At 58.7% G+C, this 26,015-nt stretch carries 28 protein-coding genes and 1 other annotated feature; of the genes, 13 read left to right on the top strand and 15 right to left on the bottom strand.

All coding sequences use genetic code 11. From position 1 onward, the window contains the following. The first annotated feature begins 3 nt into the window (after positions 1–3). On the top strand, positions 4–672 hold the full coding sequence (locus ACH2ED_RS08965) for a hypothetical protein (protein WP_395090338.1): 669 nt from the start codon (positions 4–6) through the stop codon (positions 670–672). A 74-nt stretch (positions 673–746) separates the two neighbouring features. Next, the gene (locus ACH2ED_RS08970) at positions 747–1,031 is read left to right on the top strand and encodes an ArsR/SmtB family transcription factor (protein WP_395090340.1); all 285 of its coding nucleotides are present in this window, start codon (positions 747–749) and stop codon (positions 1,029–1,031) included. Here the strand turns inward: ACH2ED_RS08970 and ACH2ED_RS08975 are convergent. The 4 genes from ACH2ED_RS08975 to ACH2ED_RS08990 all read right to left on the bottom strand — a co-directional run bounded on the left by ACH2ED_RS08975 (position 1,028) and on the right by ACH2ED_RS08990 (position 3,800). Then, entirely contained in the window at positions 1,028–1,402 is a 375-nt protein-coding gene (locus tag ACH2ED_RS08975) for a 3D domain-containing protein (RefSeq protein WP_395090342.1), read from the bottom strand. The two genes, ACH2ED_RS08970 and ACH2ED_RS08975, sit on opposite strands and share 4 nt — an antisense overlap. Positions 1,403–1,567: 165 nt before the next feature. Beyond that, complete coding sequence (locus tag ACH2ED_RS08980; protein WP_395090344.1) at positions 1,568–2,233, bottom strand: hypothetical protein; 666 nt, start codon at positions 2,231–2,233, stop codon at positions 1,568–1,570. Positions 2,234–2,235: 2 nt separating this feature from the next. After that, positions 2,236–2,787 (bottom strand): KdsC family phosphatase, encoded by a 552-nt coding sequence (locus ACH2ED_RS08985; RefSeq protein ID WP_395090346.1) that lies wholly within the window; start codon positions 2,785–2,787, stop codon positions 2,236–2,238. 17 nt (positions 2,788–2,804) lie between these two features. Then, positions 2,805–3,800 (bottom strand): KpsF/GutQ family sugar-phosphate isomerase, encoded by a 996-nt coding sequence (locus ACH2ED_RS08990; protein ID WP_395090348.1) that lies wholly within the window; start codon positions 3,798–3,800, stop codon positions 2,805–2,807. A 54-nt stretch (positions 3,801–3,854) separates the two neighbouring features. On the opposite strand from ACH2ED_RS08990, the gene ACH2ED_RS08995 reads away from it, so the two are divergent. From ACH2ED_RS08995 to rplL, 4 genes are all read left to right on the top strand, one after another. Next, on the top strand, positions 3,855–4,460 hold the full coding sequence (locus ACH2ED_RS08995; protein ID WP_395090350.1) for a hypothetical protein: 606 nt from the start codon (positions 3,855–3,857) through the stop codon (positions 4,458–4,460). 56 nt (positions 4,461–4,516) lie between these two features. Continuing rightward, positions 4,517–5,926: an HD-GYP domain-containing protein gene (locus ACH2ED_RS09000; protein ID WP_395090352.1), complete on the top strand. Its 1,410-nt coding sequence runs from the start codon at positions 4,517–4,519 to the stop codon at positions 5,924–5,926. 65 nt (positions 5,927–5,991) lie between these two features. Further along, positions 5,992–6,146 (top strand) — a sequence feature (ribosomal protein L10 leader region). A gap of 21 nt (positions 6,147–6,167) precedes the next feature. Next, entirely contained in the window at positions 6,168–6,683 is a 516-nt protein-coding gene (gene rplJ, locus ACH2ED_RS09005; protein WP_395090354.1) for a 50S ribosomal protein L10, read from the top strand. Between the two features lie 34 nt (positions 6,684–6,717). Next, positions 6,718–7,086 (top strand): 50S ribosomal protein L7/L12, encoded by a 369-nt coding sequence (gene rplL, locus ACH2ED_RS09010; RefSeq protein ID WP_395090355.1) that lies wholly within the window; start codon positions 6,718–6,720, stop codon positions 7,084–7,086. A gap of 96 nt (positions 7,087–7,182) precedes the next feature. Here rplL and ACH2ED_RS09015 read toward each other — a convergent pair whose 3' ends face one another. Both ACH2ED_RS09015 and ACH2ED_RS09020 read right to left on the bottom strand, forming a co-directional pair. Further along, positions 7,183–9,036 (bottom strand): DUF1592 domain-containing protein, encoded by a 1,854-nt coding sequence (locus ACH2ED_RS09015; protein WP_395090357.1) that lies wholly within the window; start codon positions 9,034–9,036, stop codon positions 7,183–7,185. Positions 9,037–9,043: 7 nt separating this feature from the next. Then, a complete protein-coding gene (locus tag ACH2ED_RS09020) occupies positions 9,044–12,409 on the bottom strand; it encodes a tubulin-like doman-containing protein (RefSeq protein ID WP_395090359.1) in 3,366 nt (1,121 codons plus the stop codon). An 84-nt stretch (positions 12,410–12,493) separates the two neighbouring features. On the opposite strand from ACH2ED_RS09020, the gene ACH2ED_RS09025 reads away from it, so the two are divergent. Genes ACH2ED_RS09025 through iscX form a run of 3 tightly spaced genes read left to right on the top strand, consistent with a single transcriptional unit; the run spans position 12,494 to position 13,728 of the window. Then, positions 12,494–12,694, top strand: a complete 201-nt coding sequence (locus ACH2ED_RS09025; RefSeq protein WP_395090361.1) for a hypothetical protein — start codon at positions 12,494–12,496, stop codon at positions 12,692–12,694. Between the two features lie 24 nt (positions 12,695–12,718). Beyond that, on the top strand, positions 12,719–13,489 hold the full coding sequence (locus ACH2ED_RS09030; protein WP_395090362.1) for a hypothetical protein: 771 nt from the start codon (positions 12,719–12,721) through the stop codon (positions 13,487–13,489). A gap of 29 nt (positions 13,490–13,518) precedes the next feature. Beyond that, on the top strand, positions 13,519–13,728 hold the full coding sequence (iscX, locus tag ACH2ED_RS09035) for a Fe-S cluster assembly protein IscX (RefSeq protein ID WP_395090363.1): 210 nt from the start codon (positions 13,519–13,521) through the stop codon (positions 13,726–13,728). A 1-nt stretch (position 13,729) separates the two neighbouring features. Here iscX and ACH2ED_RS09040 read toward each other — a convergent pair whose 3' ends face one another. The 9 genes from ACH2ED_RS09040 to ACH2ED_RS09080 form a co-directional block, all read right to left on the bottom strand. Then, positions 13,730–14,737, bottom strand: coding sequence for a Clp1/GlmU family protein (locus ACH2ED_RS09040; RefSeq protein WP_395090365.1), 1,008 nt, complete (start codon positions 14,735–14,737; stop codon positions 13,730–13,732). A gap of 6 nt (positions 14,738–14,743) precedes the next feature. Then, positions 14,744–15,313, bottom strand: a complete 570-nt coding sequence (gene msrA, locus ACH2ED_RS09045; protein WP_395090367.1) for a peptide-methionine (S)-S-oxide reductase MsrA — start codon at positions 15,311–15,313, stop codon at positions 14,744–14,746. Between the two features lie 99 nt (positions 15,314–15,412). Continuing rightward, the gene (locus ACH2ED_RS09050; protein WP_395090369.1) at positions 15,413–16,600 is read right to left on the bottom strand and encodes an ABC transporter permease; all 1,188 of its coding nucleotides are present in this window, start codon (positions 16,598–16,600) and stop codon (positions 15,413–15,415) included. Beyond that, positions 16,600–17,367 (bottom strand): ATP-binding cassette domain-containing protein, encoded by a 768-nt coding sequence (locus ACH2ED_RS09055; protein ID WP_395090371.1) that lies wholly within the window; start codon positions 17,365–17,367, stop codon positions 16,600–16,602. Before ACH2ED_RS09055 ends, ACH2ED_RS09050 begins: the two co-directional genes overlap by 1 nt. After that, positions 17,367–18,152 (bottom strand): hypothetical protein, encoded by a 786-nt coding sequence (locus ACH2ED_RS09060; RefSeq protein WP_395090373.1) that lies wholly within the window; start codon positions 18,150–18,152, stop codon positions 17,367–17,369. The genes ACH2ED_RS09055 and ACH2ED_RS09060 overlap by 1 nt, the downstream gene beginning before the upstream one ends. Continuing rightward, on the bottom strand, positions 18,153–19,382 hold the full coding sequence (locus ACH2ED_RS09065; protein WP_395090375.1) for a S41 family peptidase: 1,230 nt from the start codon (positions 19,380–19,382) through the stop codon (positions 18,153–18,155). Between the two features lie 59 nt (positions 19,383–19,441). Then, positions 19,442–20,260, bottom strand: a complete 819-nt coding sequence (locus tag ACH2ED_RS09070) for a sugar phosphate isomerase/epimerase family protein (RefSeq protein WP_395090377.1) — start codon at positions 20,258–20,260, stop codon at positions 19,442–19,444. Next, a complete protein-coding gene (locus tag ACH2ED_RS09075) occupies positions 20,241–21,368 on the bottom strand; it encodes a PQQ-binding-like beta-propeller repeat protein (protein ID WP_395090379.1) in 1,128 nt (375 codons plus the stop codon). Before ACH2ED_RS09075 ends, ACH2ED_RS09070 begins: the two co-directional genes overlap by 20 nt. Continuing rightward, positions 21,365–22,435 (bottom strand): Gfo/Idh/MocA family protein, encoded by a 1,071-nt coding sequence (locus ACH2ED_RS09080; RefSeq protein ID WP_395090381.1) that lies wholly within the window; start codon positions 22,433–22,435, stop codon positions 21,365–21,367. The genes ACH2ED_RS09075 and ACH2ED_RS09080 overlap by 4 nt, the downstream gene beginning before the upstream one ends. Before the next feature lie 48 nt (positions 22,436–22,483). On the opposite strand from ACH2ED_RS09080, the gene ACH2ED_RS09085 reads away from it, so the two are divergent. The 4 genes from ACH2ED_RS09085 to ACH2ED_RS09100 are packed head-to-tail and all read left to right on the top strand — an operon-like array spanning position 22,484 to position 26,008. Then, the gene (locus tag ACH2ED_RS09085; RefSeq protein WP_395090383.1) at positions 22,484–23,308 is read left to right on the top strand and encodes a phytanoyl-CoA dioxygenase family protein; all 825 of its coding nucleotides are present in this window, start codon (positions 22,484–22,486) and stop codon (positions 23,306–23,308) included. Then, on the top strand, positions 23,305–24,069 hold the full coding sequence (locus ACH2ED_RS09090) for a 2-phosphosulfolactate phosphatase (protein ID WP_395090385.1): 765 nt from the start codon (positions 23,305–23,307) through the stop codon (positions 24,067–24,069). Before ACH2ED_RS09085 ends, ACH2ED_RS09090 begins: the two co-directional genes overlap by 4 nt. Then, the gene (locus ACH2ED_RS09095; protein ID WP_395090387.1) at positions 24,066–25,034 is read left to right on the top strand and encodes a GNAT family N-acetyltransferase; all 969 of its coding nucleotides are present in this window, start codon (positions 24,066–24,068) and stop codon (positions 25,032–25,034) included. The genes ACH2ED_RS09090 and ACH2ED_RS09095 overlap by 4 nt, the downstream gene beginning before the upstream one ends. Beyond that, a complete protein-coding gene (locus tag ACH2ED_RS09100; RefSeq protein ID WP_395090389.1) occupies positions 25,031–26,008 on the top strand; it encodes a GNAT family N-acetyltransferase in 978 nt (325 codons plus the stop codon). The genes ACH2ED_RS09095 and ACH2ED_RS09100 overlap by 4 nt, the downstream gene beginning before the upstream one ends. Positions 26,009–26,015: the final 7 nt, after the last annotated feature.

The following is a 26,015-nucleotide window of genomic DNA, read 5'->3' on the forward strand; positions in this document are numbered from 1 at the left end:
GCCATGCGTCTGCTCGTCTGCGCGGCAACGGCTTGGGAGCTCTCGGCCTGGGGCGAGGTGCACGAGAGTGAGGAGCAAGAGAGTATCACGCTCCAAGTCACGGGAGTGGGGGCACCTGCCACTTTTGCCGCGCTCTCGCAGCGCCCCGAAGCCGATCTGATCCTCGCGATAGGGATTGCCGGGGCCTACCGCGAGACGGGTCTGGAGATTGGGGAGCTTGTGATCGGGGAGAGCGAGGTCTGGGGCGATATCGGCTTCGCACTTCCCGAGCCGCCCTACTTCCGTCCGATCCAGCAGAGCGAGTTTGGTGGCTTTTATAGTCAGCCCCAGCCTCTATGGGCACCAGAGTGGCTCCCGGCCAGGCGCGGGCGGGGTTGCACGGTTCACACGTGTACAGGCACCGAGGAGCAAGGCGCACTCCGGCGCGAGCTTTTCTCGGCCCATTTTGAAAGCATGGAGGGAGCTGCTCTGGCACAATTGGGACAGAGCTGGGGAATCCCCGTTTGTGAAATCCGCGCCATCAGCAATATTGCCGCGCACCGCGACATGCGCCCGGAGCATCTTGGTCTGGCGAAAGAGCGCCTGACAATGTTCCTGAAAAACCTTAAAGCAGGCAGTGATTTTTTTCACAGGCTGTCCGTGGAACTGTTTCGAGAGGAGTCGCAGTCATAGTTCAGGTACTACGTTCTGAAAGAACAATACGCTAGAAACCACGAACCCTATCTATGACAAAAATCACTCTTGACATGCCAACTCTGGAGCGCATCGCGCCTATTATCCGCGTTTTATCTCATCCTCTACGCCTACGTATCCTTGACTTCCTCGAAAAATCAGATTGTCCACAACGGGTAACCGAAATAGTGAATGCTTCTGACGGTGCACAGCAAGCCATTGTTAGCCAGCAACTCAAGATATTGCGTGATACGGGCATTTTAAATTCAGATCGCCGTGGTAACTGCGTTTATTATTCTATAGCGAACACGAAGGCTCTCTATTTCCTTGATTGTATCCGTCGTCATGAGGTCGTTTAATTCAGCACATAAACTTGAATATTTCTCACACCCCACTGTCTCATGTTACTCGCACTCTGCATTCTCAGGTCAATCCGATGCCCTTTAATCGCTCCTCCAATATCATCGGCAATCGCATGACCATAACCAGGAATCCAGAGACGGGTTCCTAAAGGGATCAGGGCGGGATCCACGGCCACTCCGTGAACCGCCCGGCCATCCCGCTCCGTCTTCGTCCAGCGGCCCCCTTCCATGGGGTCATCAATGGGCTGGTAGGCGGTTGCGGAAACAGACAGGCGGCGCTGGTAGCTCCCTCGGCTCGGATGTGCCTTCAAGTCGCTGTCCCAGCGCCGCCTTGGGGGAGCAGGCCGCCTTGGGGGAGTTTTAGACACATGCTTCTTCGTCACACTTTTGACGGGAAAGGGAGGTGTTGTGTGCCCAATATTTCCCCGAAACATTCCTATTCCCAATAGAAAAACGCATGCGATTCCCTGAGTTTCTGTGATGCTAAAACGCACTATTACGTAGTCTCCTCGATAAATTAAAGCTTTTCGCTCTTATTTATCGGCTAGACTATTTAATTGCTTGAGTATTTCTGTTGCAAGGAGCTGTGTCGCAGGGTCCTGAGCAAAGAGATCCGGATGGAGCGCACGTGCCAGAACACGACGTGCAGCAAGCACCGCAGGGCGTGGAAGGCGGGCTGCGGCAACCGAGAGTCCACTCCCTCCCGATGTGCCAGGCCGTGTTGCACCACGCTGCATCGCGGCCCGAGTTCCTGCCGAAAAGCCATCCGCATAGGCCTGAGTCCGGATGCGCTCCGCCTCACTGGTGCTAGGGGTATCCGTTGTGCTTTCCTGCTGGCGTCGCTCACGCTCCAGCGCCGCGCAGCGCCCCAGAAGCTCATCCACGCGCTTTTTAGTCTCGTTGAGCTCCCGGCGAAGCGCACGCCGTTCGCTCGCCAGAGTCTTTTTCTCGCTCTCAAGCTGAGCCACAAGCCGGGCATCGGCAGGGCGAACCTGGGGACCATCCCCGCGCGAGCCAACCAGATCGCGTAGCGCGGCATCGCGGTAGAGCGTAGCACGCGAGACTCCTGCACGATCAGCGACATCCTGCATGGTAAAGGGCAGATTCATGCTACCCAACTCCTGAACCGCCGCCACAACCAGCGCACGCCGTGCACGCGCATCCACCGGCCGTCGCCCCCGCTGCCGTTTTGCCTCCATGGCTACTGCCCCGGTGTCAATTTGTCGAGGTAGAGTGCCACCGCTTTTTCATAGTCACCGCGCGCGGTTAAAATCAGCTCGATTGCCTCACGGACAGCCCCTTCGCCGCCGCGTCGTGTAGCGACCCAGTCCGCCGCTCCCTGAATGTGCGAGGCAGCATCTGCGGGACAAAGGGCCACCCCGACCTCGCTCATGGCAGCCAGATCATTGAGATCATCACCCATAAATGCCATTTCCGAGAGCGTTATCTCCATCTCTTTTGCCAGAAAATTGACGGCTTTAATCTTGTCTTTCACTCCCTGAAGAACCAGGTTGCGCGGAGTTGCCAGCTCCTGCGAGCGCCGCCAGACAATGCTAGACTCGCGCCCGGTGACCCAGGCGGTCTGTAGCCCCACCCCACGCGCCAAAACCATTCCCAGGCCATCTTGTGTGTGAAAGCGCTTTAGCTCCTCGCCATTCCCCCCAAAGTAGATCCCTCCGTTGGTCAAAGTTCCATCCACATCCAGCACAAGGAGCCGAATACGGGAAAGCCGTGTCTCAAGATCGTCACTCATCTCGCTCTTTCTCTTTCTTATTCATTTCTGCTACTGGGCGGCATGATTCCCGCACGTACTAAATCCTTGAGGGTCAGCACTCCAAGCGGGCGCTGCTCGCTATCTACCACGGGAACATCACCAAAGCGCACGGGGCCACTCTCGAAGCTCTCCATCGCCTCAGCCGCGAGCCGGTCACCTTCGACCAAGCTTGGATTTCTTGTCATTGCCTCCGTGACGGGCCGATCCCATGCCTCGGGGCCAAGCGCCACGAAAAACCTCCGGGAGTCGCCATCTGAGAGTACTCCCACCAGCTTGCCTGCCACATCCACCACACAGGCCAACCCGGCACGCGCCCGTGTGATCGCGGTCATCGCATCGTGAACACTCACGGTATCGAAAACAACAGCCAGCTCGTCGCCTTTCCGCATTAAGTCTGAGACTTTTAAGAGCAGCCGTCGCCCCAGCGAGCCCGCGGGATGAAGGCGGGCATAGTCTTCGGAGCGGAAGCCACGTGCTTCCATAACAGCCACGGCGAGCGCATCCCCCAGAGCGAGCATTGCCGTGGTGGACGTCGTGGGTGCCAGGTTCATGGGACAGGCTTCTTTAGGAACACTCGTATCTAAAATCAGATCGGCGGCACGCCCCAGCGTGGACTCACGCCGCCCCGTCATCGCAATTAAACATGAGACGCGGCGCTTCAGAGCGGGCAGGAGTGCCCGCAGCTCATCCGACTCACCCGAGTTAGAGAGTACCAACGCGGTATCACCGGGGGCGGCCATCCCCAGATCACCATGCATCGCCTCCGCTGGGTGCAAAAACAGAGCAGGAGTGCCCGTAGAGGCCAAGGTCGCGGCGATCTTTCGCCCGATATGGCCGCTCTTGCCCATTCCGGAGACCACCACCCGCCCTGAAAGCCCCACCAACTGTGCGACCGCCGCATCAAACTCCTCATCGAGCCGGTGGGCAAGCAGACTCAGAGCCTCCGCTTCTTCCAACAGGACACGTCGGGCATGCACTCTAGCTTGGGACATCACGCCAGATTATACCTACACACTGATGATTTCTCAGCCAATGATAGCAATAGCATGAAATGGTTTCAAAAGCCCTCGGCAGAAACACTCCCTTCCTCTCAGGAGCTCTATGCCATCACGGTGATGGCAGCGGCGCGTCTGCTCTCCCGTTTACACAGCTCCACACAGCTTGAGGAGTCCCGCCTGGAGCTTGAGTGCCGCCGCGCACAAGAGCTGAACCAGCCACTGACCTTGCTCCAGCTGGAGCTGGCGGACTGGGCAGGTGTAGTCACAGCCATTGGGCCCGAGAGCGCCACGCAGACCCAGGATGAGCTTGCGCTCGTCCTCAGAGGAACCCTTCGTGCCACAGATATTATCTCCCCGGAGGGCATGGGCACTTTTACGATTTTTCTTCCAGGCACTCTGGCAGTGGATCTACCGACGATCACCCGTAACCTGCGTCAAGCCCTCCGTGGCTATCGTATCCTTGCTACAGACGGCGCTCCATTTTTTCTACGCCTACACCCATGGATAGCTAGCGCCTCCCTGCCTGATGATGGCCAGACGGCTTTAGAGCTCACCTCCTTGCTCAAGAGTCGCCTCGCTCAAGAGCGCATGCATCCCCTCCCTTCGTTAAGCGATGACGATTACAATAGCCCACCCCTACGCTTGGTTGCCTAAAATCCTTAGAGCAAACTCTAAAATAGCCTTCTCTTTCTGCCGATAATTTTGAAACAATGACCGAGCGTCTGCCAAAAACAGCAATCGCTTATATCGTAGCAATAACTCTTCTAGCCCTAGGGGCAGTCGTGGATACTTACCTACGCCAGCCACTCTCAGTACAAGATATAAAATTTCTTCCGGTGTTAATAATAATAGGCATGTTCTCCGGTAGCCTTAGAGTCCCTCTGACTTCCCATAAAAAAGGACATAGCGTCGCCTATACGAATTTAGGATTCATCACAACGATCATCTCTTTACTCGTGTATGGCCCATTTTTTGGTGTTATTGTTGGAGCATCAACCTTCATCACCTTCAAAAGAATAAAGTCAGAATTCTATAAAAAACTATTTAATATATCTGCGATAATAGTAACAGTCTGGATAACAAGCCACTTTCTTATCTTAGCAAATTATCTAAACCTATCAGTTGGAGAAAATTTCAAAAACGACAGTAAATCCAACATAATACCATCCATTGCGTTTACTGGAATCATATTAATTAGTGTACTATGCCATCATACTATAAATTCCCTATTTATAACAGGCGCAATATCAACATCACTAAAATGGAACAGAAGAAAAGCATTTGAATTCCTTGTTAATAGTACCATATGGACAATACCGACATATTTAGCTGCGGGATGCTTCGTAATAATGTCTACCTGGATATTCATAAAGATACAAGATGGACATTATAATGCGATCCCACTTCTTCTTTCTATAATCCCACTACCTTTTTTCTATTTTAATAATCTTCAATTGCACCGGGAACGCGATGAGGAGCGTGAGAATCGTTTCCAAGAACTAGAGAGTCTTTACTCCTCGCTCGTTCAGGCAATGGGGCGTGCTATTGAGGCCAAGGATCGCTACACAAAGGAACATATTGGTCGGGTTGTGGCAATGTCACTAGCAATTGGTCAGCAGCTTGGTCTATCGGAAGATAAGCTGAGAGCGCTTGAGGTTGGTGCAGCACTCCATGATATTGGTAAAATCGCCATTCCAGATACTGTCCTCAACAAGCCTGGCAAGCTCACCCCCGAAGAGTTCGATTTAATTAAAGAACATGCTGCACTAGGTAGTGATATCCTCCAGCCCATCCCCTTCCCCCCCGAGGTTGTCGAGGCCGTACGCCATCATCATGAGAAGTGGGATGGAACGGGCTATCCAGATAAGCTTATCGGTGAGAAAATCCCCTTTGTGGCGCGTATTGTCGCGGTCGCGGATGTCTACGATGCGCTGACATCCGATCGCCCTTACCGTGCGGCTTGGTCACACCAGAAGACGATGGAATTCATGGAAAGCCAGGTAGGCACGCATTTCAACGCGGAAGTCTTCACTGCCTTTAAAGTGGCGATGCTAGCTAACCCAGAGATGTGCTCCCAGGCAGTTGATCCTCCGCCTTCTGTTCTACGCCTTGCGGCCTGAGGCCGAGGCGAGAAGGCGAGAACAAATCGTTGCGCATGTGACGAGAGCATGATAGACTCCCTCCTTGGAAATCAATACTTCCACCCGAGACAGCCGGTACGCGTCCGCGTTTAATGGGTTTCTCATAGAAATCCGCCCGCCGAGGTAGAGAAGATGACAGCATCTTAAATATCTTCGTGCGCCCTCGACTGTCTTCGGTCGGGGGTTTTGTGTTTTTATCAGTAAGGAGGTGAAACTTTAAATGGCACAACCGCAAAAGAAACTCGGCACCAAACCTGGTGTCGTCGGAGAGATCAGCGACCTGATCAAAGGCAGCTCTGCCGTGATCTTGACTGAGTATCGTGGCCTGAGCGTTCCTCAGGTCGGTGATATCCGCACCAAGTTGCACGCAGCCGATAGTGGCAGCGACTTCTCTGTCGTGAAGAATACACTCTTCAAGCGCGCCGCCGACGGTATTATCGCCGCCGATCCTAACCTGGATGCGGCCCTCAACGGCCCTACCGCTGTTGTCTTCGCAAAAGACTCCCTGGCTGCCGCCAAGGTACTAAGCGACTACATTACGGGCAACCGCAACACGCCCCTCAAAATTAAGGGCGGTGTGGTCGACGGGGTATTCCAGAACGCGGAGCAAATTGATGCTCTGGCGAAAATCCCGCCGCGCGACACTCTCTACGCGATGATTCTCGGGGCTTTCCAGTCCCCTCTCTCTAGCCTTGCCGCTACTCTTGCTTCCATTGCGGAGCAGAAGGCAGCATAGGGCTAACCCAACTTACGTTTTAAAGGAAACTAAAATGGCTATCAATACCGCAGATTTTATTGAGCAGCTGAAGGGCATGACCATTCTTGAGGTAAACGACCTCGTGAAGGCCCTCCAGACCGAATTTGGCGTCTCCGCCGCGGTTGCTTCTGGCCCCTCGACGGGTGCAGCAGCACCTGTCGAGGAAGAGCAGACCGAGTTTGACGTTATTCTTGTGCACCCTGGTGACAAGAAGATCCAGGTGATCAAGATCATCCGTGATCTCACCGGCCTTGGTCTGAAGGAAGCGAAGGAAGTGGCTGACACCGCTCCTAAGGCTGTCAAGACCGCCGTCAGCAAGGAAGAAGCCGAGAAACTCAAGGCCCAGTTCGAGGCCGAAGGCGCTACCATCGAGCTCAAGTAAGAGCCCGTCTCGCACGCCCCGCCCCCTAGCCCCCGCCCAGCGGGGGAACTCTGGAGGCGGGTTTTCTTTTGCCGTATTTATTGCTTAAAGCCGTACTTATTGCTTAAACAGGAACGGCAACGAGAGCACTACCTCGCGGATTAGTGTCTCCGACTTATAGCCATCGGTCTTCAGCGCAGCTAGAATCTTCTTGACGGCGGGCTGGTCATGAGGCTCCAGGCCACGGCCCAAGGCGTAGGCCAGAGTCTTCTCCGTGAGGTTTTTGAGGAACGTCTCCTGCTGCTTGAGCACCAGTGCCTTGAACTCGGCGGGGCCGTTGTAGCTCTCGCCCGTAAGGAGCTTCGCGCTAGCCTCCACGGGATCGCCGCTGATTTTCTCGCGCCAGCGGCCAATCGGGTCGTAGTTTTCCAGGCCGAAGCCCATTGGGTCAATACGCGCATGGCACCCCGCGCAGGCGGGCTGTTCCCGGTGTTTTTCGAGACGCTGCTTGAAGGTCAGTCCCCCCTCTTTGCTATCGCTTGGCGGCAGAGTTTTAGTAACGGGCGGCGGCGGCGGTGGCGGCGTCCCTAAGACCTCGGAGAGAACCCACTTGCCCCGCAGCACCGGCGACGTGCGCTGTGGGTAGCTACTGATCGTCAGGGGCGCCGCCATCGTGAGAATCCCTCCCCGCCGCGCCGTGTCCACTGCCACCCGCTTAAAGCTCCCGCCCACCACCGGCTCCATCCCGTAGTGCGCGGCTAGTTTGTCGTTGACAAAGGTATAGTCTGCGGAAAGGAGCAGTGTTAAAGGCGCGTTGTCGCGAAAAAGGCTCTCAAAAAACAGAACGGGCTCCTGGTAGATCGCCTCTTTTAGCTCGGTGGTGAATTCAGGGAAGCGGCCCCGGTCGGGCGCAGCGACTCCCGTTTGCAAGTCACGGGTGTGGAGCCACTGACTCACGAAGCTATCGTAGAAACTGCGGGATTTGGGATCGAGCAGCATCCGTCGCACCTGCACCGCGAGCACGCCGGGCTGGCGCAGTTTTTTCTGGCGAGCAAGCGCAAAGAGGGCATCATCAGGCATGGATGACCACAAGAAATACGAAAGACGGCTAATTAGCTCGTAGTCCGAGAGCGCGATATTTCCCGCATTCACCGGCGCTTCCTCGACCCGAAACAGAAAACTCGGTGAGATGAGGACGGCCTTGAGCGCCGCCTTCACGCCGTCCTCATGGACTCTCTTGCTGTCGTAGAGGCGCATCAAGCGCACGGCCTCCTCGGGCAGAACAGGCCGACGGAAAGCGCGGGAGGCGTGACGTTCAATCACTACCTTCGCAGCGGCACGGGCGGAGAGCTTTGCGCTGGGCTTAACAAAAAATAATCGCTCCCCAGGCGCCGCCTCCAGAACGTCCTGCGCGGCCACCAGGTAGCGCTCCAGAAGCACTGGCGGCAGAAAGAGCGTGTCGGCGTTGTTGTCAAAGCCACCACCGCCACCACCATCGGCAGGGAACGTGTCGGCGGGCTTGATGCCTACTCCAAACAAATCGCGGACGGTGTTGTTGTACTCCAGCCGACTCAGGCGACGCAGCACCGTGTGCCCCGGCACCGCCTTCACCGGCGCGGCATCGAGCACGACAGTGAGATCGGCAATCAGTACATCGCGCTGTACCTGCGAAAGCCGTGCTGAGCCCTGCGGCGGCATACTTCGGTCTTTGAGGCGCACCAGCCCTTTGCGCCAGTTCTCCGCATTTTTATGGATCCCAGATACATCCGCCGGATCGAGTGAGACGCCTCCACTGGGCTGACTCCCCGCGTGGCAGCTCAGGCAGTATTGCTTTAAGAGCGGCTGCGCCTCTTTCTCATGGCGAGCGGTGAGTTCCGCAGGCGGCTGCACAGAGGGCGTAGCCGAAGCCAGTACTAGCAATCCAAACGGCAGCAGAGCCAGAAAGCCTCCACGACGGATAAGACGAGTCATGGCTTACTTACACCTCAGTCAGAATCGAAGCTTTTCTGGCCTCGAAGTCCGCTTCGGTGATCAGTCCCTCCGTCAGCAGTTCCCGGAGGTTCGCAAGGCGCTCCTTGAGACTCCCCAGGCTGGCCGGAACGGGGGCAGCAGCGACCGGTGCAGCGCCCCTAGTGACTCCCCCGCCGGGCGGGGGCTGGGGGGGTGGCACGGGAGCAACCACAACAGCGGGCATCTCAGGGTTGTAGTTGATGCTCTCTAAGTAGTCCGTGATGGCCTGCTGGTAAGGGCGTAGAATAATACGCCCGAAGTTTCTTGCGTTCTGTGCCTCCACATGCGCTAAAAGCTGCTGCCCCAAAAGCTGGACGCCCTGCTCTACTAACTTGGCCTGGATCCCTCGGTCAATCTGCTCTTTCAACAAGCGTTGGTCACTCAGTAGCAACACCATCTCGCGGGCTTCGCGTGGCGGACGGCTCGACTGCTCAGCCTCACTCTCGGCGGCTTGCCTGTATTTGGCAAGATCGCCCGTGATCGAGACGAAGGTTCCGAGCGGATCGGTCTTGGCCATGCCGAAGCGATCCCGGTAGCTCGCAATGAACTTGACTGTCTCCTTAGCACCGGCAGCAGTGTAGCGCGTGTCACGCTCCTCGCTGATCACCCCGACCGCCCAGCCCACACAGAATGTCTGCCAGGCGGCTTTCTGATCCTCGAAGCTCGGGGGGGCGATACGGAGCCACTCTTTAATGTCTTTACGCGTGTGTATCGGGTTGGCGCTCGCTCCGGCAGCCTTAGACTGCTCGTAGGCGAACTGGTAGTTCTCCATGCCCTCCAAGAGCCGCAGGGGAAACGCCGCCCGCTCCCGCAGAAATAGCACCTGGTGCTGCTCGCCCGCGTTGGTGATCTGGCCGTCACGGATGCCCTGTACCGTCTCCTTGAGCATCTTCATGAAGACATGCTCGCCATCTGAGCGCGGCTCGGAGCCGTGCATGACGCCCACAATGGTCTGGGATTTGTTCTGGTGGTGCTTGTAGTTTGGTGCATTCTCGGCCAAGTGAATAAACGGCTGAGAGAGCGCATGGATGCGCCGCAGCTCCTCAATGGCGCGATCCGTGCCCACGCCAAAGCGCTCAAAGAACTTCTCTAAGACCGACTCCTGCTCCACAGCCTTGAAGACCACGCGGCAGCGCCCAATAATCCCCGAGCGCACCCGGTTCAGATCGGCATCGCGCAGACCGTAGATATTGCCGTTCGTGCCCAGCTCCGCGAGAATATCCGATGAGGTGGTATTGACAGTGGCATTGCCCGCATCCGCGCCATTGCCCACATAGGCCGTGTAGCGCTTGTCAATATCGCCTTCCACGTAGGTGACCTGGCCATTCTCCAGCTCGACACGGCGACCTCGATCAAAGATCACCAGGCCATTGACATCCACGGGATTCTCGACAGCGGTCTGCTCCTCTTTGTGGAAGAACGCCTCCAGGCCTTTCATCCGCTCGATGTAGGCGTCCATCTCGGTCTTGAGGTTCTCCAGGACGCTCAGCATGCCGGTGTAGAAATAAATGGCGTGCTCTGCGGTGCGGATATCCAGAAGGGTTGTCTCCCACTGCCGGGCGCGGGTCAGATACTCTTCTTTTTTCTCATCAATCTCCTTGCGCTTGGCTCCCATAATCAGGCTGAGCATGTTATCTTTGGCCAGGCGGTTTATCTCCGCTATCTGAGCGTCCCGTTTTTCTGCAATCGGAGCCATCGTCGGCTGGGCCTCATCACGAATCCGCCCCAGTTCCACGGCGTAGGCACGAAAGCGCTCCACCGCATGATCTAAAAACGCCCGAGCCACTCCATGCCGTCGGTTCGGATCATTCACACACTCGCTGATAAAACTGCGAAGCGCGTGCTCTTTGGCCGGAACCATTCCCCGCAGGTTCTGCTGCATCTGGAAAAGATACTCACCTAAATTGCCGCGCTGCTTGGAGAGAATATCCGGGTTGGGATCGGTGTCGTTGAAGCGGCTCTGGTGCTCACCCTGACGCGCCATTAAAAACGCCCCGACACTGTCGTGGCCCGGATACGCCGCGCCGTAGCTGCGATTCACCCCGTTCCAGTAGGCCAGCGCCACATCACGCAATAGCTCTCCAGATTCGATATTGGCCACTTGAATACCGCGCTGGATGTTCTCCGTATCGAGCCCCAGTCGCCCGATCTCCTGCTCCGCGAACGCCCCGACATTGCTGACGCGTGCCAGGGGCTCGGTCCAGCGGGTAAGAATCTGCCGCGCCAGACGGCTGGCGCAGGCATGGAGCACTTTATCTTTTGGAAAGTGAACCGCAGCCAAGCCCATCGCGAGATAGTTCTGCGCACAGCCTAGATCATCGGGCGTGGTCAGGAACTGGTCAAAATTATCGCGGTTGGATTTCTTCTGGCGCTGGAACTCACTGGTTAGATCCAGAAACACCGAGTGTCCCACCATCTCGACCATCTTGTCCACACTGCCTAGATTAGCCGCCGGACTTGACGTGTCCACCAGATAGGTGTAGCGAAAGGGCGGGTCGGCGTTCTCGATGCCGGGCTGGTCGGGCTTGTACTGCGCGGTAAACGCCGACGCTGAGTCCGTGTAGTGATTGAGTTCTAATAAGCTCGCGTAGGCATTGGGCCGGTTATCCACGGACACAGCGGAGGTGTTGGGAGGGATTCCGAAGATGCCAATGATCTCCAACATGCGCTGGTCTTTGAGCAGCTCTTTGACAGTGTAGGCAAGGTCTAAAAACATCCCCGAGCCCGTGCCGCCCAGCAGTGAGCCGACGATATAGACCGTGACGCCCTCCGAGACTTGAAGGCCATTTTTGATCGCTAGCGCCTTGCTGGCGTCCTTGGTGATCTCGGTGTACTCCTCCTCGACGCGCCGGGCGATGGTATCGTAGTTCCAGAAGTAGGCCAGCCGCCCCCGCGCACGGACTGCGCCCGCCCCCTGGTGGATATCCCCCGAGAGCGTCCGAGGGTCGAGCCAGTCTCTTAAATGCGGGTACTCTCGTAAGTTTCGGCGGAGCTGCTCCACGCCGTGCACCGAGCAGTGGATCTTGTCGGCATTATCTAAATTGGCAGCATCCGAGTAGTTAGGGTTCTTACCGAAGATCGCCTGGTCGGTGTCGAGAAGCAAGAACGAAACAATGGGCAGCTTGTCCAGGGAGCCATATTTCTGAATCATGCGCTGGCGCACGTCCAGCAAGATCTTATGACCCGTCCCCCCCACCGCGATCAGCAGCGAGCGGGAGATCCCCCGGAGCTTCTGATCCTCATTCTGGGCAAGAGGCGGGGCGGCAGAAGAAGAGGCAGGGGTAGACGTGGGCAGCGGTGGTGGCGCGGAAGGTGTCGTGGTCTCGTCAGGCATAGGAACATTATACTCCGAAGCATAGGACGCATCACAGTGCGCTTCGGTTGCGGGCACGCAAGGCTTGCTGTGTTATAGTGCACTATGCAAACACCTAGGGCAATCCTTACCCCGGAGGAAGTTTCCCAGCAAGTGAACGCCTGGCAACCGACGGCGCGTGAGCGGGCATGGGAGGCAATCGGCTGGGCCCCAACTCTGCTGGAGGCGCAGCGGCTCGCCAAAAAAGAAAACCGCCTTGTCTTTCTCTTTACCCTAGATGGCCGCATGCAGCGTGGCCGCTGCTGAGGGGGAGCCTTTGCGACACGGGCCGTGTCCTTCAATGACTCCCGCGTGGTAGCTGCTCTCAACAGCCTGAGTGTTCCTGTCTACCTGGCCAACGATACGCTTGCGGGCGAGGAGAAAGCCACGCTTCAGGCAATTCACCGTGAGGGATTTGCCAAGAAGCTCTCCGTGGGGACGGTGCACTGCTTTCTTCTGGCGCCCGATGGAACGCTACTCGACACGATCCATGTGGCGCAGGCCAGCCCCCAGAAAATTCTGGCGATGATTGAGCGCGAAGCCACGGCACTAAAAATCCACTCGGGAAAACCTCTCGTTGCGCCCTTGCCTCCGGCTCTGCCACCTACTCCCAAGAACGGTCTGCGGCTCCACGTGGTCGCTCGGTACTTGGAGAAAAAACCGGATGGCTCTCTAGGGTTGATCACCGGTGCAGGTGGAAACTGGAGCGCACTGCCCGGCGAGGACTGGCCTCTTTTTGATGCCGCTGCTGTGCGGGCACTTCTTGCGGGAGACAGAGCAGTCGCAGAGCGCCTGGTGACCCACTTCTACCCTCCCACGGAGAACAACGATCTGAGTAAGAATGTTCTTCAGGCCCTGGAGTGGAGGGCGGAAGCGCAGCCCGCCGGAGCGATCCGGCTCTCCGGCAGCCTGACTCTGAAGCACTCGTTCTACAGCCGCGATGATGACCGTCGGGTGAGCGCGGATTTTGTCGGCTATGCCAAAGGTGCACAGTTTATGCTCGTCACAACCCGAGCGACCTATAATAATCAGCCCTTCGCCATCGCGGTACAGGCAGTTTAAACAGTGCGACGGCGGGTACACTTCAGACTATGAAACTGACCTGGACAGATGCCGAGGATATCGGTATCGAGCTCTACGACGCAAATCCGACCACAGATCCGCTGACCGTGCGCTTCACGGATCTACACAAGCTCGTCACAGCGCTCCCCGACTTCGCCGACGACCCGCTGGCCTCAAACGAAGCCAAACTGGAGGCAATCCAGATGGCCTGGTACGAGGAGTACAAAGACAACCAATAGCCTACACTTCGCCAGGCTTGAGTTCCCCCAGAAATTGCCCGTTGGCGGCGGCACGAAAACGCCCGAAAGTAAGCAATGTGAGGCGCTCCGTGGAGGCAGTCGTGGAGAGTTTCAGGCGCTGGGTTTCGGGGTCGAAGCCAAGAAAGCGGCCCAGGCCCAGGAAGCGTCCGGTCTCGTCGTGAAGGCCCAGGCAGGTTCCCTCCAGCGCCGTGAGCGAGAGCGCTCGCACCCGCGCCACGCCAAAATGATCCAAGACAGGCCCCACCAGCGACTCCCAGCCGGGCCGCAACGTCCCCGTGATAAAGAGCGTCAGGGTAGACTCCGAAATCTCGCCGTAGACCACACTCAGGTGCAGCGCCGTGCCTGCCCAGCGTGCTAGATGAGGGGCGATAGGTGCGCCCGCTCCCAAAAGAGTGCCCAGTGTGGTGAGCCCCTCCAAGGAAGCCTGACGCTCGACGGCGTCTTCCAGAGCCCGTGCAAGCCGAGTCAGGCGACGGGTCGCACGAACACTAGGAGACTTTCGCAGCACGGCATCGGCAACGGGTAAAGAAGTGAGATCCGCACCACTGAGCGTGGCGAGCATCCCCGGCAGGCTCCCCAGCTCGCCCTCACGCTCCAGAACTAAGATCCGGCTCGGAGGGATTGCCTGCACCAGTGCGGCCAGAAAGCGCCGTGCGCCCGGCCCTTGCACGTAGCCGGGGGTGTCTACAAAGAGCAAGTTGGCTCCTGCACTCTCCGCTTGTCGCACGACTTCGAGAAGCGAAACGACTTGCTCCAAGGCCGCACTGGCCGGACTCAGCGCCCCGACAAAGCGTGTCCCCCCGCGCTGTGGGCCTTCGGGGGTCATCCACGCCCAGCTCACGGTTCCGGGCGGCCCCAGCTCAGACTGGCCCGTATCCGCATCAATGAGCGCCACTTTATGGGTTCGAGCCGCCTCACGCGCGAGCTGATGAGCCGTGTAGGTCTTCCCCCGGTCACTCACCCCCAGAATCAGAATCCGCTCAGCCACGGGCTCTTATTTTTTAAGCCGATCCGCGTATTTTTTACGGAACTCCGCGACATGAGGCTCGATAATGTACTGGCAGTAGCCCGCGTTCATCTTCATCTTCTTGAAGTAGTCCGCCTTGGTAAAGTTGGCAAAGTAGTTCTGATGGTACTCCTCGGCCTTGTAGAAAACCGTCAGCGGCTCCAGACTCGTGACCAGCTTATGTCGCCAGATCTTGGCCTTGACGACCTCCGCCATCACTTCCTGCGCTAGAGACTTCTCTACCGGGCTCTTAAAGAAGATTGCAGACCGGTACTGGGTGCCGTGGTCTTGTCCCTGCTGATTGAGGGTCGTGGGGTCGTGGACGGTAAAGAAGATCCGCAAAATATCACGCGACGAGATCACTTTGGGATCATAGGTGAGCTTGACCGCCTCCGCGTGACCTGTCTGACCCGTAAGAACTTGCTCATAAGTAGGATTAATCCCGCGTCCGCCACAGTAGCCAGACTCCGCCTTTACCACGCCCCTCAGCTCATTGTAGACGGCCTCAACACACCAAAAACAGCCACCTGCCACAACCATTGTCTCTTCTGCTTTCATCTCATCTTCCTCACTTAGTTGCTCTTCCATAGTGCTTCTAAATACATTCGACGGGCCAGGAAAGTTCCGTGTTCACTCCCGCCGGTTGGAGCGGCGGGCCTAAAACCGTGCGAGAACGCTCTCACGCTTGAACAGGCTGGCGGCGAAGGCAACCGCGATGACGGCGTAAACCACGGAGGTCCCGCAGGCAAGCGCCACAAAAGTCGGGTTGAGCATTCCTTGAAGCGCCTGCTTGAGTACCAGTCCCGAGTTCGTGATCGGCACGAGCGACCAGTAGAGCGCTGCATCGGCACGCACCAGCATGGAGAGCATCGCCCCCACGCTTCCCACCAGAATAATCGGGCCCACCATGGTCTGCATCTCTTTTTGGTTGCGCGCCATTGTGGAGATCGCCAGCAAGACCCCAGAGCCCAGAACCGCTAGGGGGAGTTGCACTAGGAGAATCGCCGCAAAAGCCGCCGGTCCTAGGCTCAGGCCATCCTGAGTCATCCAGTGGAAAAACGGAAGCTTGATATAGAACGGCCAGAAGAGCCCCACCACCGAGAGCAAGCTACTCACGAGCGCCGTGGCCGTGACGGTGCAGAACTTGCCTAGCGCAATGTCCCGGCGCGAGAGGGGCGCCACGAGAAGTGTCTCCAGTGTCCCCCGCTCTTTCTCTCCCGCCACGGAGTCGGTCGCGGCCATCAGGCCCCCCATGATCGCGGAGAGCGCCAGAATGTAGGGAAGAAATGTCGCGAGGAGCTGCATCCCGCTGCCGCCGCTGCCTTTGAGCTTCTTATCGCCCACAAGAAATGGCTTGACCAGCTGCTTAGAAAGCCCCGCGTCCTGGAGGCGCCGTGCTGCCAGAAGATCGCCGCGCTCGGTGAGGAGCTCTTTAACACGTTTTGCCGCCTGCCCAGAAGCCTCGTTGCCCGCATCTTGAACCACGGGAATAGAGAGCGAGTCTCCGTTGACAAGCCGCTCGTCGGCGTCGTCAGGGAGGATCAGTGCGACTTTGTGGCTTCGATCACGCACCTTTGCTTCCGCCGCCTCGACACTTGCCACGGGCTCCAGGGTGATCTTACTCGCGCCCTTGAGCTCCTCCATAAGCTGCGGCGCTCGTTGCATCCCGACCACGCCCACTTTGATGGTCTCACTGCGGCCCTCTTTTGCCTGCTTCTGCGCCATCGTGCCCACCAGCGCCAGGATGAGCGGGGTGATGAGCAGCGGGCTGGCAATCACATTAAAACGCGTCCGGGAGTCGGAGAAGATCTCCTTGAACTCTTTCTTAAAAACAACACGCCACATTAGTGCCCCCTATCCCCCGCCGGGCAGGGGGAATCCTCGAACCCGATCAGCCGCAGAAAGACGGTCTCGAAAAACTCCGCACCCGCCCGCTCCCGTAGCTCGGCGAGCGTGCCGATCGCCGCCACTTTGCCGTCGTAGATAATGGCAATTCGGTCACAGAGCGCCTCGACCTCACTCATAATATGCGTTGAAAAAACCACACACTTGCCTTGCTCTTTACAGCGCCGGATGTAGCGCACCACCGTTCGCGCCGCCATGAGATCCAGCCCACTGGTCGGCTCGTCGAAGAAGACCACCGGCGGGTCGTGCAGCACCGAGCGGGCGATGGAGACGCGCTGTTTCTGGCCCGTGGAGAGCTTGTCGCAGCGGCCATCCAGAAAATCCGCCATGTCCAGCTCAGCGCTCAGCTCCCGGATGCGCGCGTCTATCTTCTCAGGCGCCATGCCATAGAGCGCCCCAAAGTAGCGCAGGGTATCGCGCCCCGTGAGACGCTCATAGAGCCCTGCGGAGCCCGTCAGATAGCCAATCTGGGATCGTACTTTCTCTGGCTCACGGACAATATCATAGCCGCCGACCGTTGCCGTGCCCGAGGTGGGCGTCAGAATGGTGGCGAGCATTCGCAGGAGTGTGGTCTTTCCCGCGCCGTTAGGGCCGAGCACCCCGAAGATCTCGCCGGACTGGGCATCGAGCGAGACTTCCTGAACCGCATGCACCTCACCACGCTTCTTGTCGGTGAAGGTCTTGCACAAACTTTGAACATGGATCATTATTCTTTTGGCTTTACAAAACTCGCATCGTCTACTGTTGTATTGACCTTGAGCTCGGTGAACTGGATTGTCACCTCGATTTGCCCAAGCAACTGCCGGGTTTTGAAGGGAATCTTGACTCCACTCACGGTTCGGTAATCGGAGAGATACGACTCCACCGCGATCTTGCCCTGCGGGCTCTCGACAACCTGATCACTACGAACTTGGAGCCCGGTCTTCACATCGAAGTACTGTGTCTCCGGGTTGCCTGACTTGGGTGTGAGCTTCACTTTGTAGGCGGATGCCCCATTGACCTTCACGGTTCCTGATAGAACCGCGCTGGCGTAGACCCCTTTCCACTGCGCCGGGCGCAACGAGAGCGACGACTGCGCCTTGAGCGCGGCAAGCTCTGCCCCACTCAGGACACGCAGGCCAGAGAACGGGTCTTTTGACCAGCCGACCGACCCATCGAAGCCACTGCTCGACTCCCCCACCCCTTTGATGTTCTGTTTCATCGCGAACTTATTGGGGGCTTTGGCAAACACTTCCATGGTCCCCGTAATGCTCTGTGCCGGGATCGAGATTGTTCCTTTGGCCGTAAAATTCTGCACATCCAGCCACGCAGCGCCGCCACTGGCAAGAACATGCTTGCTCATGAGGGCACTGCCCGTAGGAGGGACAGGCTTGGCGGGAGGGGCGGCCTTCTTCGACTTCACAACTGTCGTTGACTTGGCTGTCTTAGGTGCCTGAGCACTAGCCGGGGCGACACAGAGTGCCGCAAGTAACAGTAAACCGTAACGATTCATCTATTTTTTCTCCGTTTGAGTTCGAAAATAAGCCAGTGCCGCCGCGATATCCGGGTCGCCAAGCTGGCGCAGTGACGATTGCGTAAGAGGGACGGCAATATCAGGGATCACTCCCTTGCCCTCCAGAAGCACCCCACGGGGGGTTTTGAAGTCCGCGAAGGCATACTGGAGCCGTACACCACCGGGGAGCTTGTCCACGGCGGAGGGCAACACCATTCCTGCGGTCTTGCGCCCAATCACCACGGCGCGTTTTAGCTCCTGTAAGCCCCCCGCTAAAATCTCCGAGCACGATGCGGAGAGCTCATCGGTGAGCACCACGACAGGCCCGGCATAGCGCGGTGCTTGAGGGAGTATGGGAAACTGAACCGTTGCCCGGCGCATCGTCATGGTTCCGAGCGTGCCAGGCTTCTGGCTCAGCATCCCCGCAATCGCGTAGGTCACAGGCCCCAGCCCCCCCGGGTTTCCGCGCAGGTCAATGATCATGCCGGGGGCATCGGCCACTTCCTTGAAAGCTTTCCTCAGGTCGTCCATCAGCAGCGCGGTGAAGAGGGAGAAACGCACGTAGCCGATATTGTTCTCCAGCCGCCGAGTCTCCAGCTCCGCCGGGAAAGGCGGGAAGCCAGGGAGAACATCATCGCGCTTCTTTGGCCCGACGCCCAGAGTGAGTTCTATTTCGTGGACACTGCCGTCGGGCTCGCGCAGCCGTAGTGCTCGCTTCTGGCCCTCATCGCCACCCAGGGCGCGCGTGAGAAGCACGCGCGACAGATAGCCCGTCTTTTTCTGGTCAGGCGTGAGCCGTGCAAGAACTTGCAAGAGTGGCTTGCCGTCCACGGCTTCAAGAATCGCACCAGGCAGTATGCCCGCCGCCTGCCCCGCGGAGCTTGGGGCGACAGCAATAACCATCGGCTGACTGTCAATCAGGCCCACGGTCAGCCCGCTTGCGCCCTCGCCCTTTGCCGCTTTACCCACTGCCTCACTCACGCTGTAGGCTTCCGGGGGCAAGATAGCGAAATGGCTCTGCTTAAGCTCCCCGATCAGCCGGGTGAGCAGTGTGTAGAACTCGGCATTGTTCTTGACTTTAGCAACCAGCGGCGCGTACTTTGTCTTCATCGCCGCCCAGCTCACCCCTCCAAAAGCCGTGTCGAAGTGGGTGACATTGATGCGGTTCCAGATTGCCTCAAACACTTGCTGTCTTGTCTTAGGATCAAGTTCTTTTTGTGATATTTTCATTTTTGGAACGGGTCAAGAAAAAAGCGCCCCAGAGATTTCTGGGGCGCCACAGAGACGACTTACTTCTTTCCGATGCCTAGCCCGCGGACGAAGCCGATACAGGCGGCAACATCTTCCAGCGGACCGTCGCCATTGATCTCGTACTCAATCGAGAGATGGCCTTGGTAGCCCTGACTGCGGAACTCAGCAAGAATCGCGGGAATATCGCTGACTCCCGTACCAAAGGGGACATCGTGACCGTGGGGCTCGCCAAACTGGTTGAGGTCTTTTAAGTGCGAGGCATGAATGCGCCCCTTGAGGATCTTAATGGCATCCACGGGCTTGATGCCGCTACGCACCCAGTGCCCCGTGTCGGCGCAGGATCCAATACGCTTGTCAAACGGAGAAACGAGCTCTAAAACATACTTCGGATCCCAGACCTTGTAGTTGGGGTTCTTGGGCTGGCGCGGGTGGTTGTGGATCGCCAGATAGAGATCCATCTCCTTGAGAAATGGCTCCATCACCTTGAGTTCCGCAGCCCCGGACTCGGTGACAATTGTACGGATGCCTAGCTTCTTGGCGAAAGTCGCGAGCTTGCGGGCATCCGCCTCGTTGGCACCAAAGCCGGTGACCCCAAAGGCAACGGGCGTAATCCCGGCCTGCTTACACCAGTCCTTGACCTTGGCAATGGTCGCATCGGAGTTGTCGGGGCCAAGCCCCTCGCCTCCCGCTTCCAGTTTCTGCCCAGGGAAGAACTCGATCGTCTTGCCCCCGGCCTTTGCGGTGAGCGCAATCGCCTCCGGGACGGTGCGCTTATTGAATGTCCAGGCCTGGCAACCCAGCCAGAAACCACCGATCTTGGGTGCGTTGATAGACGCACTATTGGATTGAAAATGCATAAAAGTATCCATTCGTTGATGCAAGATAGAGCCGTCCGCCCAAAAGAGCAGGAGCGGCCAGGAGAGAGCCGAGCTTGTAGTCCCAGACCTGTGTGCCTGTGCGTGTGCTCAGGGCAGTCAGGGTGGGATTATCACGGTAGGTGATGCTGCTCAGGTAGAGCAGCTCCCGTTTTTCGTCGAGCGCGGGCCGCGCCAGGGCGGAGCCAAGCACTTTGGTAGACCACTTTAGCTTGCCCGTGGTAGCGTCCAGCGCATAGACATTGCGGCGGTAGCTAGAGACATAGAGCGTCTTACCAACCACCAGAGGGGATCCGAACCAGTCCGGCCCTGTTTTTTCATCGCCCACTCGAAAGCGCCAGCGGCGCTCTCCGGTCTCGGCATCCAGAGCGACCACGCCCGCGCCGTCTCCTGCGACGTAGACCCGCCCGCCACTCAGCGCCGGAGTTCCCAGCGCCTTGCCGCCCACATTGGAGCGCCAGATCTCCTGACCCGTTGCGGCGTTGAGCCGGTAGACCGTGCTCTCGCCGCAGACAAGGACACTGCCTGGGGGTCCTAGGCTTGGCCCGGCATAACCCAGAGAGCCATCGGGGCGGACAAACTTCCACTTGACGGTTCCCGTTGCCAGCTCCAGTGCATAGACATAGTTGTCCAGACACTCCATGATCAGGCGATCCCCGACCACAACCGGAGCCATTCGTACCGCGTTGCCCAAGGTCGCTTTCCAGGCCACCGCCCCGCTCTGCCGATCCAGTGCGTAGACCGTCCCCCGCTCCGAGCCCACGTAGACCCGCTTGGCATCCAAAGTCACCTCGGCCAGGGATGTCCCAATCTCCGTGGCCCAGTCCGTGCGGCCCTCACTATTGAAGCGATGCACCGCCGTCCCTCCGGCCACGAACACTCCCTCCTTGCCAATAGCCGCCGTGCCCTCCCCGCGCTTAACCGTGGTGCGCCAGAGAAGTATCGGTCGCCAGGCAGCGGGCTCCGGCGGCATGGCGGTTGTGTCCTGAGGAGAGGGAGTTGGAGTCGCCAGCCTAGGCGCGGTCACCAGCGGCTTCTTGCCGGGAATCGGCGTAAACTGTCCCAGTGCGAGCAGTGCCAGTAACATCATAAAGCTTCCTCCAGAATCTCTCGAATCTCAATCCGACGGCCTGTCTCTGCGGAGCGAATCACGGCCTTACAGACCGCCACATCGGTGCAGCCCACACGCACGGGGACTTCAGGCGTAGCCCCCCGCCGCACGGCTTCCAGAAACGCGACATGCTGATCAAACTGCCCACCCTTGCCACGCACGGCCCCCGCCCCGATGGCCTTGCGCGAGAAACGCCCCTCGGTATCGGTGTAAAGCGCGTGGCCCGCAAAGGGCTTTCCAGCCTTCCCCTCGATGCGTGCGCCCTCGGTGCCATAAATAGTGACGTCTCCCTCCGAGCCGTAGAGCTGAAAGCAGGTTCCTTCCGCGTTCCATGCTGACTCAAAAACGCCAACCGCCCCGCCCGCAAACTCCGCCACACACGCCGCCGTGTCGTCGCCGCCGATATTGGCGCACATCAAGTTTTTGGCGTAGCCCACCACGGAGAGAATCTCCTCACCCAGAAGCCACGACGCCAAATTCGTATGATGAATGGCAAGCTGGATAAACGAGCCACCGCCGGTTTTTTCGGCGGAGCCACGCCAAGCACTGGGCGGCGCAGTCAGGCCGCCCCGGTGAGCGTAGCGTGCCCGAATCCCGGTGACGCGGCCAAAGTAGCCCCTGTGTACCATAGTGCGCAGGTCCCAGACCGCCGGGTCCTCTAAGTCAGAAAGATAGACACCCGCCTGCGTGCCACTTTGCTGCGCGGCCTCGACAATCCGGTGACACGCCGCGACACTCGGGGCGAGGGGCTTCTGAATAATCACATGCTTGCCCGCATTGAGCAACGCGACAGCTTGCTCCTCGTGCAGGTGATTGGGCGTGGAGATGTCCACCACATCAATTTCAAGATCTTCGGCGAGTGCCTCGCGCCAGTCCGTGGACCAGCGGGCGACCCCAAGCTCCTGGGCAACACTCTGTGCGACTTCGGCATTGGCATCCACCACCAGCCGAAATGGCGCGTGCGGATAGTGGGCATAGACCGCGCGGTAGTGGCTCGCCATGCCGCCACAGCCAATCAAAGCGGTTCCTCGCAAATTCTCCAGCACGGCGGCATTATACCGCCTTTCGTCTGTGGTGAGGGTATACTCACACGGATGTTTGAGGACGATGGCTATAAACTTATTCCGGGGGTGCTAGATCTGCCCCTGGTGGAGCGGCTCAGGGCGGCACTAGGCAGCGCGGGTGATGGCAATGCGACTGGTCGGTCGCAGCGCGGCGAGAGTGTCTATGCCCGGCGCAATATTCTCAGCCTGCCCGAAGTGCAAGCCGTGGCAACCGATCCACGGGTTCTCGCACTCACGGGCTGCGCGACAATCGCCACCCGTGCGCTCTTTTTTGATAAAGTGCCCGGTGCAAACTGGCACGTGGGCTGGCACCAGGACCGTGCAATCGCCGTCGCCGAGCGCCACGAGCTGCCCGGCTGGGCCCCCTGGACAGTTAAGGCGGGCGTGGTGCATGTTCTGCCCCCCGCCGCAATCTTAGAGAAAATGATCACCGTGCGCCTGCACCTCGACGACTGCGATGAAAACAACGGCCCACTGCGGGTGCTCCCCGGCTCGCACCGTCACGGGATTTTGAGCGCCGAGCAGTTCGCCGTACTGCGCGAGCAAGTGCCCGAGGTGGCATGTCTACTTCCCTCCGGCGGTGCCCTAGTGATGTCCCCGCTCCTGCTCCATGCCTCGTCACCCGCCCAGAGCCCACTCCACCGCCGCGTCTTGCATATCGAGTTCGCTCCCGAAAATCTTCTGCCAGAGGGTCTCGCATGGGCGACATCCCTCCCCCCAGCCCCCTCCCTTCGCCTGAAACCCCCGTTCCGAGGGGCGAAGGGAGGGGGAGTCCGAGAAATGAGAGCAGAGATAGACTCACCCCCTCTCCTCCCACGGAACGTGGATAAAGAGGGAGAGGGGGTCGCGCAGTGAGGAACGAACGAAGCGGGGGGAGTGCAAGAAGCGGGGGGAGTGCAAGAAACGGGGGGAGTGTCATCTGGTTCGAGCAGGAGGCTCACGCAGTGCGCCTCGACTGGGGCCAGGACGGCGCGGCGCGCGCGGGCGCACGCGGCGATGTTGTGATTATCGTGGACACCCTGCGCTTCTCTACCAGTGTCGCCGCGCATGTCGCCGCCGGGGCCACAGTCGAGCCGCGCCACTGGAAAGAGGGCGCGGATACATCCTTATTGTCCCCTCCACCCAGAGGGTACCCGGCGGGGGCTAGGGCGCTTCTTTCTCTAGCCTCGCCCAATGGCGCGATGTGTTGCCGCGCCGCGAGTACATCGGGAGCAAGGGCTATTTTTGCGGGAGCACTTGTCAATGCAAGCGCTGTTGCAGCAGCGGCACGCGCACTCAAGCCCCCTCTCACCGTCATCGCCTGCGGCGAAAAATGGCCCGACGGCTCGCTACGCTTTGCTCTTGAGGATCTACTCAGTGCGGGCGCAATTGTCGCTGCGCTAGGCAATCTCTCCTCTTCGCCCGAGGCAAAATCAGCGAGGGCCGCGTTTCTCTCCGCCAGATCACAGCTTCCTACACGCTTGCTGACCTGTGGGAGCGGCATCGAGCTAGTGGAGAAAGGGAAAGAAGCGGATGTACACTACGCCGCGCAGCTTGATTTCTTATCCGTGGCTCCGCGTTTACATGAGGGCATTTTTAGCAACAGCCTCGCCTCCAGCGATAGGATACTACAATGACAATTCGACCCGATACACAGAGCGACGCGGACTATGCCGTGCGCATCACGATTTCCCATGCCTGCTACCCGGACTATATCGAGACTATTGAGGAGCTCCGCTTCTCGGATAACAACCGCGATCCGAAGATCAAGTGGGCACGCTTTGTTGCGGAAGTAGACGGTATTCCTGTGGCGATTGGCAACTACGGCCAGAGCATGGACATGTACCACCCGCAGAAATTTGGCATCGGGGTTTCGGTGCTCCCAGAGTACCAGGCACAAGGAATTGGGAAAGCCCTCTATGAGCATGTCGTAGCGGCGCTCGCCCCGCATGAGCCGATCCTCTTGCGCGCCAATGCCCGCGAGGATAAGCCACGCGCGGTGCGTTTCCTCACCGACCGTGGCTACACAGAGGCGATGCGTGATTGGGAGAGCCGCCTCGCCGCCCAGAGTTTCGACCCAACACCGTTTACGGATGCCGCACAAAAAGCGACTGCGGCGGGCATCACGGTCCATAGTGTCGCCGCACTCGCCAAGAGTGTCCCTGACTGGAAGCAGCGCCTCAAGGAGCTGGACTGGACCATCACCCTGGACATGCCCTCCACCGACACCCTCACCGATCCTGGCTTTGAGCACTTCGAGAAGACCACGCTGGGCAATCCCAGCTTTCTACCCGATGCCTGGTTTGTGGCCCTTGATGGCGACCACTGGGTCGGGGAGAGCGCACTCTGGAAAAACGAGGGTGATCCGGAAGTTCTCTATGTCGGTGCAACGGGCGTGCGCCGCGAGTGGCGACGCAAAGGCATCGCTACCGCGCTCAAGCTCGCCGCCGTGCAGTGGGCCAAAGACGCTGGCAAGCGCGAGATCCGCACCTGGAACGCCCAGCAGAACTGCGCCATGCTCTCGATCAACGAGGCGATGGGTTTCGAGAAAATCCCCGCCTGGATCTCCTACGAAAAGAAAGTGAAAGAAGAAAATCCGTGACCATTCGAGACTTTGACCCCACGCAAGACTATGAAAAGCTCGTCGCACTGCACAACGCCGTCTGGCCAGACTACCCGGTTACCGTCGAGGAGCTCCAGTCCAGCGATGCCCAGCGCGAGGCAAAAATCCGCCACCACCGTCTCCTCGCCGAGAAAGACGGCCAGGTCGTCGCGCAGGGCAAGATCGGACAGTCGTCGTGGGCCTACCATCCCCAGAAGTTCAATCTGGGGCTGGAGGTGCTCCCGGAGTTCCGTCAGCGCGGCATTGGGCAGGCGCTCCTGGCAGCACTGGAGGAGAAAGTCGCCGATGCGGAGCCGATCCAGTTCGGTGCCGATGCCCGCGAAGACAAGCCCGAGTCGGTGAACTTCTTAACCAAGCGCGGTTTTGTGGAGTGCATGCGTGCCTGGGAGTCGCGCCTGAGAGTCGCCGACGTTGACCTTGCGCCGTTTGCGGAGGCTCGCAAAAATCCGCTGGAGCACGACATTCGCCTGACGGATCTCACCACGCTTCTCGCGGAAGAAGGGGAAGATGCCTACCTTAAGCTGCACGATATGGAAGTGGAGTGCGATGCCGATGTGCCGCTCCCGGAGGGCGAAGAGCACACGCCAATGGCCTACGAGGACTGGCGCGAGCGCATTCGCAAGAGTGTGCGCTTCACCCCGGCCTGCCAGTTTATCGCGGTCGCCCCGGATGGCGAGTACGTGGGCATCTCCATGCTTTTCCCCCCGAAAGTGGGCGACTACCTCGGCACCGGCCTGACCGGAGTTCGTCGTGCGCACCGGCGCAAAGGCATCGCACTGGCGCTCAAGTGCATGGCCATTGAGTATGCCAAGGCCCAGAGCGTCCCCGAGATCCGCACCGACAACGCCCAGCAAAACCGCGCGATGCTCTCCATCAACGAAGCGCTCGGCTTTGAGAAACAACCCGCTTGGATCATCTACGAAAAGCGTCTGACAGCAGCCGCAGCCCCGTGACGAGGCT

Origin of the sequence: Armatimonas sp. (genome assembly GCF_043757465.1) — a bacterium.
In the GTDB taxonomy this organism is placed as follows: domain Bacteria; phylum Armatimonadota; class Armatimonadia; order Armatimonadales; family Armatimonadaceae; genus Armatimonas.

What these genes read in the sequence shown, in the direction of transcription:
- ACH2ED_RS08965 (WP_395090338.1), top strand. Translation starts at nt 4, where the DNA reads ATGCGTCTGCTCGTCTGCGCGGCAACGGCTTGGGAGCTCTCGGCCTGG.
- ACH2ED_RS08970 (WP_395090340.1), top strand. Translation starts at nt 747, where the DNA reads ATGCCAACTCTGGAGCGCATCGCGCCTATTATCCGCGTTTTATCTCAT.
- ACH2ED_RS08980 (WP_395090344.1), bottom strand. Translation starts at nt 2,233, where the DNA reads ATGGAGGCAAAACGGCAGCGGGGGCGACGGCCGGTGGATGCGCGTGCA.
- ACH2ED_RS08985 (WP_395090346.1), bottom strand. Translation starts at nt 2,787, where the DNA reads ATGAGTGACGATCTTGAGACACGGCTTTCCCGTATTCGGCTCCTTGTG.
- ACH2ED_RS08990 (WP_395090348.1), bottom strand. Translation starts at nt 3,800, where the DNA reads ATGTCCCAAGCTAGAGTGCATGCCCGACGTGTCCTGTTGGAAGAAGCG.
- ACH2ED_RS08995 (WP_395090350.1), top strand. Translation starts at nt 3,855, where the DNA reads ATGAAATGGTTTCAAAAGCCCTCGGCAGAAACACTCCCTTCCTCTCAG.
- ACH2ED_RS09000 (WP_395090352.1), top strand. Translation starts at nt 4,517, where the DNA reads ATGACCGAGCGTCTGCCAAAAACAGCAATCGCTTATATCGTAGCAATA.
- rplJ (WP_395090354.1), top strand. Translation starts at nt 6,168, where the DNA reads ATGGCACAACCGCAAAAGAAACTCGGCACCAAACCTGGTGTCGTCGGA.
- rplL (WP_395090355.1), top strand. Translation starts at nt 6,718, where the DNA reads ATGGCTATCAATACCGCAGATTTTATTGAGCAGCTGAAGGGCATGACC.
- ACH2ED_RS09015 (WP_395090357.1), bottom strand. Translation starts at nt 9,036, where the DNA reads ATGACTCGTCTTATCCGTCGTGGAGGCTTTCTGGCTCTGCTGCCGTTT.
- ACH2ED_RS09020 (WP_395090359.1), bottom strand. Translation starts at nt 12,409, where the DNA reads ATGCCTGACGAGACCACGACACCTTCCGCGCCACCACCGCTGCCCACG.
- ACH2ED_RS09025 (WP_395090361.1), top strand. Translation starts at nt 12,494, where the DNA reads ATGCAAACACCTAGGGCAATCCTTACCCCGGAGGAAGTTTCCCAGCAA.
- iscX (WP_395090363.1), top strand. Translation starts at nt 13,519, where the DNA reads ATGAAACTGACCTGGACAGATGCCGAGGATATCGGTATCGAGCTCTAC.
- msrA (WP_395090367.1), bottom strand. Translation starts at nt 15,313, where the DNA reads ATGAAAGCAGAAGAGACAATGGTTGTGGCAGGTGGCTGTTTTTGGTGT.
- ACH2ED_RS09050 (WP_395090369.1), bottom strand. Translation starts at nt 16,600, where the DNA reads ATGTGGCGTGTTGTTTTTAAGAAAGAGTTCAAGGAGATCTTCTCCGAC.
- ACH2ED_RS09055 (WP_395090371.1), bottom strand. Translation starts at nt 17,367, where the DNA reads ATGATCCATGTTCAAAGTTTGTGCAAGACCTTCACCGACAAGAAGCGT.
- ACH2ED_RS09060 (WP_395090373.1), bottom strand. Translation starts at nt 18,152, where the DNA reads ATGAATCGTTACGGTTTACTGTTACTTGCGGCACTCTGTGTCGCCCCG.
- ACH2ED_RS09065 (WP_395090375.1), bottom strand. Translation starts at nt 19,382, where the DNA reads ATGAAAATATCACAAAAAGAACTTGATCCTAAGACAAGACAGCAAGTG.
- ACH2ED_RS09070 (WP_395090377.1), bottom strand. Translation starts at nt 20,260, where the DNA reads ATGCATTTTCAATCCAATAGTGCGTCTATCAACGCACCCAAGATCGGT.
- ACH2ED_RS09075 (WP_395090379.1), bottom strand. Translation starts at nt 21,368, where the DNA reads ATGATGTTACTGGCACTGCTCGCACTGGGACAGTTTACGCCGATTCCC.
- ACH2ED_RS09085 (WP_395090383.1), top strand. Translation starts at nt 22,484, where the DNA reads ATGTTTGAGGACGATGGCTATAAACTTATTCCGGGGGTGCTAGATCTG.
- ACH2ED_RS09095 (WP_395090387.1), top strand. Translation starts at nt 24,066, where the DNA reads ATGACAATTCGACCCGATACACAGAGCGACGCGGACTATGCCGTGCGC.